This window comes from Psychrobacter sp. 72-O-c (assembly GCF_904846605.1).
Classification (GTDB): Bacteria; Pseudomonadota; Gammaproteobacteria; order Pseudomonadales; family Moraxellaceae; genus Psychrobacter.
The window spans coordinates 47,061-57,287 of sequence record NZ_CAJHBI010000023.1 but is presented as its reverse complement, the minus strand read 5'-3'; the positions used below and the strand labels follow the sequence as shown (position 1 = coordinate 57,287).

General features: G+C 44.7%; 9 protein-coding genes. 1 reads left to right on the top strand and 8 read right to left on the bottom strand.

Annotated elements, in window-relative coordinates; translation table 11 throughout:
- Positions 1-320: 320 nt before the first annotated feature.
- Positions 321-1,100 (top strand): hypothetical protein, encoded by a 780-nt coding sequence (locus JMX97_RS09605; RefSeq protein WP_201557499.1) that lies wholly within the window; start codon positions 321-323, stop codon positions 1,098-1,100.
- Between the two features lie 152 nt (positions 1,101-1,252).
- Here JMX97_RS09605 and JMX97_RS09600 read toward each other — a convergent pair whose 3' ends face one another.
- The 8 genes from JMX97_RS09600 to nuoH form a co-directional block, all read right to left on the bottom strand.
- Complete coding sequence (locus JMX97_RS09600; RefSeq protein WP_201557497.1) at positions 1,253-2,119, bottom strand: ferredoxin--NADP reductase; 867 nt, start codon at positions 2,117-2,119, stop codon at positions 1,253-1,255.
- Positions 2,120-2,494: 375 nt separating this feature from the next.
- Positions 2,495-3,973 (bottom strand): NADH-quinone oxidoreductase subunit N, encoded by a 1,479-nt coding sequence (locus JMX97_RS09595; protein WP_201557495.1) that lies wholly within the window; start codon positions 3,971-3,973, stop codon positions 2,495-2,497.
- Positions 3,974-3,976: 3 nt separating this feature from the next.
- A complete protein-coding gene (nuoM, locus tag JMX97_RS09590) occupies positions 3,977-5,605 on the bottom strand; it encodes an NADH-quinone oxidoreductase subunit M (RefSeq protein WP_201557494.1) in 1,629 nt (542 codons plus the stop codon).
- Between the two features lies 1 nt (position 5,606).
- Positions 5,607-7,481 carry an NADH-quinone oxidoreductase subunit L gene (gene nuoL / locus JMX97_RS09585; RefSeq protein WP_201557491.1) on the bottom strand — a complete coding sequence of 625 codons (1,875 nt, stop codon included), beginning with the start codon at positions 7,479-7,481 and terminating at the stop codon, positions 5,607-5,609.
- Between the two features lie 4 nt (positions 7,482-7,485).
- Complete coding sequence (gene nuoK, locus JMX97_RS09580) at positions 7,486-7,779, bottom strand: NADH-quinone oxidoreductase subunit NuoK (protein WP_201557507.1); 294 nt, start codon at positions 7,777-7,779, stop codon at positions 7,486-7,488.
- 113 nt (positions 7,780-7,892) lie between these two features.
- Complete coding sequence (gene nuoJ, locus JMX97_RS09575; protein WP_201557489.1) at positions 7,893-8,618, bottom strand: NADH-quinone oxidoreductase subunit J; 726 nt, start codon at positions 8,616-8,618, stop codon at positions 7,893-7,895.
- Positions 8,615-9,163 carry an NADH-quinone oxidoreductase subunit NuoI gene (gene nuoI / locus JMX97_RS09570; RefSeq protein WP_201557487.1) on the bottom strand — a complete coding sequence of 183 codons (549 nt, stop codon included), beginning with the start codon at positions 9,161-9,163 and terminating at the stop codon, positions 8,615-8,617. The genes nuoJ and nuoI overlap by 4 nt, the downstream gene beginning before the upstream one ends.
- A 55-nt stretch (positions 9,164-9,218) precedes the next feature.
- The gene (nuoH, locus tag JMX97_RS09565) at positions 9,219-10,211 is read right to left on the bottom strand and encodes an NADH-quinone oxidoreductase subunit NuoH (protein WP_201557505.1); all 993 of its coding nucleotides are present in this window, start codon (positions 10,209-10,211) and stop codon (positions 9,219-9,221) included.
- Between the last annotated feature and the right edge of the window lie 16 nt (positions 10,212-10,227).

Sequence of the window (10,227 nt, the reverse complement as noted above, 5' to 3'; positions counted from 1 at the left end):
CTTCAAGCTGTGGCGGGGCTTCAATTGAAGTTATTAGACAATATATCGACCAACAGCAAGTACCTAACTAGAAATGCCTTACATCCACGCCCTAGAACGACGTGGTTTTACGGCACTTTTTGATAAACATACAGAAAATAAGGACTGGGGCAGTTTAGCACTATTCGTTACGTTCTTTAGATTATTTGCTACAATGTAGTGCCTTCAGTTTTGCACTATGCTATTTTGCTATATACTATTTTTTACTTACTTTGCTATTTGTCTTCCTATTTAGCGTCCAATAAATAACCATACCAGAATCAGTCATAAGGATAATAAGTTTGAGTAAATTTGATGATTTTGATCATACTGACAATTTAGATGATTTTTCTGACAATATTGGCTACGGTTTTGACGAGTCATTTAGCGATGGTTGGGACAGCCTAACCCAAGCTATCAGAAAACTATATAACAAAACCACTGACAAGCTTGATGACGAGATAGCGCTGCCGGTTGCGCAACAATATGTCAATGATGCGCTGCAAAAGTTCGTGACTGATAATGTAAAAGCTATCTTAGAGCTGCGTGTAGAGCTACATGACGACTGGTTCCGCCTTTACTGCACAGTCAATGCCGCCGGTATCTATGCTGAGGTTGCCAGTAACTTTAGATTGGTTCACGTCCAGCTTGATCGCAATGTTCAGCGCTTCGTCTTTGGACAGCAGACCTATACCGATGTACTTAACTTCCGCTGTGAATCCTTTGTGAAGCGCCAAGGTATTAAACTTGCTATCTGGTTTTATCATAGTATCCTCAAAAAAGATCCTTTAGGCGTCATCTTGGCTTATATCAATATTGCTCGCGCTAAAGAAAATATCATTTATCTTGATATTAATCGTTGGCTCAAAAAGAACAAAAAAATTATGAGCACTCTACACAAGGTGCAAGTGAATTATGGTGAGGTGGAAGAAGAACAGCTTATTTTAAAAACTCAAATTAATTATCGTGATCTATTGGGCTCAAGCAGCGGTGAAGACATCATTAGCGATGACGATGAACCTGAGCTGATGCAAGGTCCTATTAATCCATTGGGTGATGCCACTGATCCAAGCCAAGAATAGTTACTAAAGCCTTAATAGCGCTTATTTAGTGTAACTTCAAAACAAACACCGCGACCTTAAGGTATTAAGATTGCGGCGTTTTTATGTCAATCAATCTATAAACTTACCATTCTAAGTAGTTCTTTAAAAACGGCCCTCTAACAACCAGCTCTCTACCAGTAGTTCTCGACCGCAATATTGCCTTCACCGCGGCGATTCATCACCAGTCCCAAGGTTTTAAGGGCTTCTTTAGTATCGTATACCATATCTGGATTACCGCACAGCATCACGTGCGTACTATCAATATCTAACGCAACTCCTGCTTGCTCCTGCAGCGTGCCTTCTAATAGTAGCTTTGGTAGTCGCTCGGTTAGCGCGCCTTCAACATGCTCGCGGGTCACAATCGGAATAAAGATTAATTCAGCCGGATTATCGACCAGCGAGCCAATGTCTTCTTGCAAGCTTTCAATCTTCTCGACATACGCTAGCTCCTCGGACGTACGCGCACTATATACCAGCACAATGTGCTCGTAATCCTGCCAGGTTTGCAGATCTTGTAGCATCGATAAGAACGGCGCTAGCCCAGTTCCGGTAGCCAGTAACCATAAGTCTTTTGGGTGTGGCTTTTGATAACGCGCTAAGGTCAAGAACCCAAACGGAGTGGTATCAAGCAATAACTCATCGCCTACTTCTAGATATTGCAACTGTGAGGTAAATGCGCCGTCAGGGATAACAATAGAGAAAAATTCCAATACTTCATCAAATGGTGAGGAAACGATGGAATAAGCGCGAAAGATGTCATCATTTAGTGCCACATCAGATGCCTGCTCTGCGGTGTCCTCTTGGGTTTGTCCTAAGCCTTGCTGCTGTTCCGTACTTTGTTGCTGATAATGTTGCAGATGACTAGGGTTAACGCCCAAACGCACAAATTGTCCAGCAGTAAATTTAAAGCTATCGGGGCGGGCAACGGTAAAACTAAATAAACTGGGTGTCCAGGTGGTTTTACTAAGCACTTTCACGGTTTGGATATTGTCACTCATAGAGATTATTCACTTATATCATTATTCTGTATTTAGTCGTCAGTCTGTATTTTTTATTAGAAATTTTAAAATATTGCTAAAACAAGCAATAAAAAAGAGGCGCCAAGCTTAGCATAAACGTGGCGCCTCTTGGTTTCCTAACAGTAACTACCGATAAGTAATAGGCAATAACTAAAAGAACAGTCTCACAGCGACTCGTCATGTTGTTATAGTCAATTCACAACAAAAGAGAGTCGTATATAGCAACGTACTACTGGTATAAATTTTTCTTGCGTGCTGTTCGCAAGCGGGACAGAGGCTGCAAAACGTTTTTTACAGTAGCATCCCAGTAATACTGTAGAGTTTCTAAATTGAATCGATTATATAAAGTTTACGCTACCAAATACGCGCCAGACTTGACCATTCAATAAGGCTATTGGGTAATATCCCAAAGAAGACAATAATAGCCGTCACAGCAATCACCATAATACCGCCCATCCGAATACCCCACTGCCCCGCAACGTCAAATTCAATAAACTCTTTTGGACGTTTAAATAACGTTAGCATCACACGCAGATAATAGAACAAGCCGATCGAGCTACCCAAGACAATCATCGCCGCTAAGAACCAATTTGTCCCTTGTACAGCAGCGAGAATAGCAAATAGCTTAGTAATAAAGCCTGCCGTCAACGGAATACCGGCTAACGACAGCATCATAATAGTCATTACTGCTGTCAGTACCGGACGTCGCCAAAACAGACCCTGATAATGGATCAGTTCGCCTGCTTCACCCGCTAAACGATAAGGACTCGACATCAAGGTTACAACCCCAAAGGCACCGATAGAAGTAAAGGCATAAACCGCCATATACATGCTAGAGATACTATCAGCGGCTGACCCAATACTAACAATAACGATCAGCACATAACCCATATGGGCAATAGATGAATAACCTAATAGACGTTTGAGGTTGGTCTGACGTACGGCTAATAAGTTACCTACAAGTATCGATAAGGTCGCCATGACCATAAGCAGCATTTGCACGGATGGCAGTGCCAGTAATGCAGTATCGATTAAGAAACGGACGGCAAGCGCCATCATCGCCACTTTAGTAACTGAGGCTAGATAAGTGGCGATAGGTGCGGGCGCGCCTTCATAAACATCTGGCGTCCAAGTATGAAAAGGAGCGGCAGACAGCTTAAAACCGATACCGAACAACATCATCGCCGCGCCTAGTATCAATAAGGGCGATTCAAAGAAATCACCTAACATGAGACTAATAGGCTTAAAGGCTAAAGAGCCTACTTCTGCATAAATAAACGCCATGCCCATTAATAAGGTCGCAGACGCGGTAGCCGACAGCACTAAATATTTAAGCCCCGACTCAAGCGACTTGTTACGCATAAAGGTATAAGACAGTAGACCATATAAGGGTACTGACAGCAGCTCTAAGCTCATAAAAAACGATGCCATATGCTGAGCACAGACCATCAGCAGCGCGCCAACAGTCGATAATAGCATGAGCAAATACAGCTCATCTTTATTGTCTTTTAGATTGGCCAAATAAGCATACGATAGCGTACAACACGCCAGCGCGCAGATAAGAATCACCACCATGTTGAACTGGGCAAAATTATCTACTACAAACAGCTGCTCAGCATTTGGTAGCGAAGAGCCGCTATTAATCAATCCCGCCATTTGTCCAAGTAAGGTAAACAGCGCAATGTTAAGACCGGCTACCGTAAGGGTACCTGTGACGACATGGGAGCGTTTAATAGTGATAGCGATCATCACAACCAGTGCCGTAACTACTACTGCAATGATTGGCGCATAAGGCATCAGCCCCATCAAATCATTCATCGTAAATTCATTCATGACTTAACGTGCCTCCATTGCATCAAGTAACTGCGACGCATCTACTTGTGTCACTTGACTGTAAATATATGCATTATTAATCCACTGCATGGCATGACTTGAGGTATCAAGGAACGGCTGAGGATACAGTCCTAGCCATACCAAACCAACAGCTAACATGAGCAATAAGGACAACTCACGCTTGCCCAAGTCCTTTAATGGACGCTCAGGCAAACCATGTGATTTAGTCTCGTGCATGGCCAGCTCTTTAGTGTTATTAGCACCAAATAACGCACGATGAATCAAGATTAGTGAGTATAGACCCGCCAATACTAAGCTAAAGGTTGCGAACACCACAAACACCGGATACTGTGCAAATGAACCCAGCAAAATCATAAATTCGCCAATGAAGTTACCCGTACCCGGAATACCGAGCAGCGCTGCACTGAAGAACATAAGTATCGGGGCATAGTAGCGAAATTGTCCCCACATACCGCCCATCAAGGTTAAATCACGAGTATGTAAACGCTCATACAACTGTCCTGCCATGATAAACAGCGCCGCTGAGCTTAAACCGTGCGCCAGCATCTGAATCATCAAACCTTGTAAGCTTAATAAAGTACCGGCATAAATAGCCAATACCACAAAGCCCATGTGCGAGATACTGGTATAAGCAAGCAAACGCTTCATATCGGTCTGCATAAAGGCCAACCATGCACCGTAGAAGATACCAATGGTACCTAAAGTCATAGCAATCGGCGCAAACTCTTGGGATGCAGCGGGAAATAATGGCAACACAAAGCGAATCAAACCATAAGCCGCCGTCTTAATCAGTACCCCTGCCAAATCCACCGAACCAGCCGTTGGCGCTTGCGCATGCGCGTCCGGCAACCAACCATGGAAAGGAACAATCGGCAGCTTAACCGCAAAGCCAATAAAGAAGCACAGCATGATGGGATATTCCCAGCCGCCGAGTGGCGTACCGAGTAGGTCATTATAATTAAAGCTGACTACACCGCTAGAAGCGTAGCTAATAATGACCAGCATCAAGATACCGATGAGCATGATAAGCCCAGACGCTTGGGTATAGATAAAGAACTTAGTAGCTGCGTATTCTTTGGTCTTACCCCCGACCACATCGTGACCCCAAATAGCGATCAAGAAGTAGATAGGAACCAGCATCATCTCCCAAAAGAAGAAGAATAAGAACATATCAATGGCTAAAAAGACCCCAATGACGCCGCCTAAGCTCCACAATAAGTTCAGATGAAAAAACCCAACACGGCGTTGAATCTCATTCCACGAACAGGCAACAGCGGCGACACCCAGTAGGCCAGTCAAGGCCACCATCATTAGCGACAAGCCATCCAAGGCTAAGTGAAAGCTAATACCAAAGCTGGGTATCCAGGGAACACTAAACTCAGCAACCCACGGCACTGCAGAATCTGGCGCAATCACTTGCTTACTCATGCCACCAAAGTCACCGTACTGCCATAACACTAACGACAGTACAAAGGTCAAGGTCATACCAATTAACGCAATCCAGCGCGGCAGACGTCTATTAAACCGTTCAACCAGCCAGCATAGCAACCCGGCAATAAAGGGTATTGCAATTAATGCTGGTAGCATCCACGTTTGTTGTAACTCTATCATCTTATACCACCGTCATCATTACCAGCACCAACAGCACAGCCATGCCCAAGCCAAAGCTTGCAGCATAGCCTCGAAGTGACCCAGTTTGGGTCGCGGACAACATTTTATTGCCCACTGACGCTAGCTTTGGTAACACCAGCCAGGTCTTATCAATAGGATCGGCTTTGAATAAGCGGCCGATGAATAAAAAAGGTTTTACAAAAATTATATCGTATAGCGCATCGAAGCCCATGCCGTGATAGCACCAATAATATAGCGCTCCGCCAATGCGTGATTGTTTGAATCTCGCTAGCATACGGCCTTTATCCACTACATATAACAATGCGGCTAATATTAGACCTGCTAGCATCGCACCCATGGCGATGTATTCAGCGGTATGCTTACCTTCGGCTTGATTGGCCACTTCTAATAAATGCCCAACGCTCTCTGGCAGTACTCCTTGTAATGGCGGGGTAATTAACGCACCAACGGCGGTTGATAATACCAATAGCACACTAAGGGGCAACCAATAAGATACGCCGGACAGCTTGTGCGCTTTGGTCTTCTCTTCGCCGAAAAACACAATCCAAATCATACGGAAGGTATAAAGCGCGGTTAAGAAGGCACCGAACACGCCCATATAAAATAGAACTTGATGACCCGTAGCATAGGTTTCCCAAAGAATCGCTTCTTTTGAATAAAAACCAACCGTTACCCAAGGTATCGCGGCTAGCGCACCGCCACCGACGATATAACACCAAAATACCAAAGGTATCTTACGGCGCAATCCGCCCATCTTAAAGATGTTTTGCTCATGATGAACTGCAAGAATGACCGCACCTGACGATAAGAACAACAAGGCTTTAAAGAAAGCATGGGTCATCAAATGAAAGATAGCCCCTTGCCATGCGCCAACACCTAGCGCTAAGAACATATAACCAATTTGGCTCATGGTCGAATAGGCTAGAATTCGTTTTATATCAGTCTGTGCCAGGGCACATAATCCGGCAACTACTAAAGTCAACGCTCCCACGCCGCCGACCCAATACAGCAATACGCCAGGGGTCAGTAAAAACAACGGATGCATACGGGCGATTAAATAAACCCCAGCCGTTACCATAGTTGCAGCATGAATCAGTGCCGATACTGGCGTTGGGCCTGCCATCGCATCCGCTAACCAAGTATGCAGCGGCAGTTGTGCTGACTTGCCCATTGCTCCACCAACCAACATCATAGTGGTCAAAATCATAGTTGGATTATTAACATCGAACACCTCAGGGGCGCGAGTAATAATCTCTTGAATATTGAGCGTGCCAAATTCGCGGAATAATAAAAACAGCCCGAATGCTAAAAACACATCACCAATACGGGTGACGGTAAAAGCCTTCATGGCAGCGCGACCATTAGCACGGTCTTGGAAATAAAAACCAATTAGCAAGTAAGAACAAATACCAACGCCTTCCCAGCCGAGATATAGCAATAATAAATTATCGCCCAATACCAGTAATATCATACTGGCGACGAACAAATTCATATAGCTAAAGAAGCGCGCAAAGCCGGTATCACCTTTCATATACCAAGCGGCAAATAGGTGAATCAAAAAGCCAACGCCAGTAATCACACCCATCATGGTCAGTGCTAAGCCGTCAAAGCTTAAGCCAAAGCTTGGGGCAAAGTCGCCCACTTGAAACCACGTCCATAGCGGTATTTCTATTACAGTACCCGCCGGATACGTGGTTAAAAAGATAAAGCTAGCCACCAGAGTACAGAGTGCTGATAGCAATAGGCTACCCACACCAACAAATGCGGCAGCCTGCTCAGTTAACCGATCGCGCATAAAGGCTAAGATCAAAAAGCCAATGAGCGGGAGTATAAAGGTTAATAGTAATAAACTCATGACATCATCCTTTCATCTCATTGGCGCTGTCGACATCGAGATGCCCACGCTTATGATAAAACTGCAATAATATTGCCAGACCAATTGCTGCTTCAGCAGCTGCTAAAGTCAAAATAAAGATAAACATAACTTGTCCATCTGGATCGACCCAGCGACTGCCCGCCACTATAAATGCCAATGCGGCAGCATTCATCATGATCTCAAGACTCATCAGCATAAATAAGAAGTTGCGTCGTACCATCACACCGCATAGACCAATAGCAAATAAAATCCCTGCTAATATCAGTCCATGACTCATGGGTATCACACCCCATACATTCTGCGCCTCAGCAACCGGCTGTACTAAGCCTGCTACTTCGTGGGCAAACGGCACGTTTGACACCTCTTGTGCCACGCTCACTGCTTGTACCATCAGTCTGACTCCTTGCGCGTGACTTTATTCATACTCACCTGACTACCTACGTAGTCATGTGGATCTACTTCTTCATATACATAGGGCTTAGCCATCTCAACCGCATCATGACTATTATGGTTATAGCCATCATTATTATCGTATTCTTTAATGCTACCGACACTCGGGCTAAAGGCTTGGCTGTCATTACCGATAATCTCGTCATCTATAGACTCTTTACCTAAATGATAAGCCGCAACCAAGGCTGCAAGTAGCAATAGTGCTGCCACTTCGACCAGCATAATGTATTTACTAAATAATGCGGTACCGACCGCTTTAGCGGGAACACTGACCCCACCGATAACAGCAGCTTCGTCATGATTGAGCCCAATCATCGCATACAGCACAATTGCGATAATAAGTGTCAGTCCCGTTGGTACTGCCCATGTTCTCGCATCAAGCCAGCGCTCTTCTCGCGCCTCATTCTCCATGCCTAAATTGAGCATCATAATCACAAAGACAAACAATATCAAAATCGCACCGGCATAGACTATAACTTCAAGCGCACCAGCGAATGGTGCACCCAAAATGAATATGATGCCAGCAACAGCCAACAGTGACACAATCATTGATAAGATAGCATGCACTGGATTGGCATGAATGACGACTCGCAGACTGGCAAATATAGCCACCGCCGCTAGCGCATAAAACCCTACCAAATCAGGTTGATTTAAAAAATCCATCATGGCAGCAAGCTCCTTAGATCAATAGGTGCCGCTTCGTTTTGCGCTGCGCCTTTTGGTTTATCTGCCAACGCCATACCGGATACGCGATAATAGTTGTAATCAGGATACTTACCCGGCCCTGAGATGAGCAAATGCTCTTTTTCATAGACTAAATCTTGACGTACATATTCACCCATTTCAAAATCAGGGGTCATTTGAATGGCTGTGGTTGGACAAGCTTCTTCGCATAGCCCGCAAAAAATACAGCGTGAAAAATTAATACGGAAAAACTCTGGGTACCAGCGCCCATCTTCGCGCTCGGCCTTTTGCAGAGAAATACAGCCAACTGGACAGGCCACAGCACATAAGTTACAAGCAACGCAGCGCTCATCGCCATCAGGATCACGAGATAATATAATACGCCCGCGGAACCGCGGCGGAACCGGTACCGGCTCTTCAGGATACAATATCGTATCGCGTGGCCGTATCGCGTGGCTATTGACCATCCACATGCTGCGCACAATGGTAAACATACCAATGACAGTCTTTTTTATCGTAGTAAACATGGGATTATTATCCTTATCAGCTTTACTCTAATTCATCAACAATGCTTAAAAATGGTTACAGCGTTGGAGAGAAAATCAAAATGACCGCAGCGGTAACCAGCAGATTAATCAAGGTCACCGGTAAGCAGATTTTCCAGCCAAAGTTCATCACCTGATCATAGCGCGGACGCATGAGTGAGCCCCGAGCCAAAACAAATAATGTCATAAAGAACAGGGTCTTAATCATGAACCAAAAAGCAGGTGGAACAAACGGAATATCTAAGTTAAAGGGCGCAAGCCAGCCGCCAAAGAATAGACAAGTCATCAAGGCAGATATCAGCACTACGTTGACGTATTCACCAATAAAGAACATACCAAACTTCATGCCAGAATATTCAACATGGTAACCTTCTGCTAGTTCTTGTTCTGCTTCTGGCTGATCAAAAGGATGTCTGTGGGTAACTGCCACTCCTGCCACTACAAAGGTTAAAAACCCAAAAAACTGCGGAATGATATACCAACCATCAATTTGTGCTTCGACAATGGCACGCAAGTTAAATGAGCCAGTCAGTGCGACCACACCCATTAATGATAATCCTAAAAATACCTCGTAACTGATGGTTTGCGCCGCAGAACGGAGTCCACCAAGTAGCGAGAACTTATTCGCTGATGCCCAGCCGCCAAACATTACGGCATAAACGGCAATACCAGCCATGGCAAAAAAGAATAAAATACCAATATCCCAATCAGCCACGCCAAGCGTTGGCGATACCGGAATAATGATAAAAGAAGCCAGCGCGGTAAACATTGCCACTGCCGGCGCCAAGGTAAAAATAAACTTATCTGTGAATTTTGGCGTCCAATCTTCTTTAAAGAAGATTTTGAGCATATCGGCGACTAATTGTAGAGAGCCAAAAGGCCCTACACGGTTAGGGCCATAACGGTCTTGCCAAAGCGCAAGCATGCGGCGCTCATAAATAATCATCATGGCAGCCACTAGGACTACCACCAAAAAGATGACAATCGATTGCGCGACCATAAACAAGATTAACCAAGTATCTAAAGTCATACTACCGGCCAAAAAG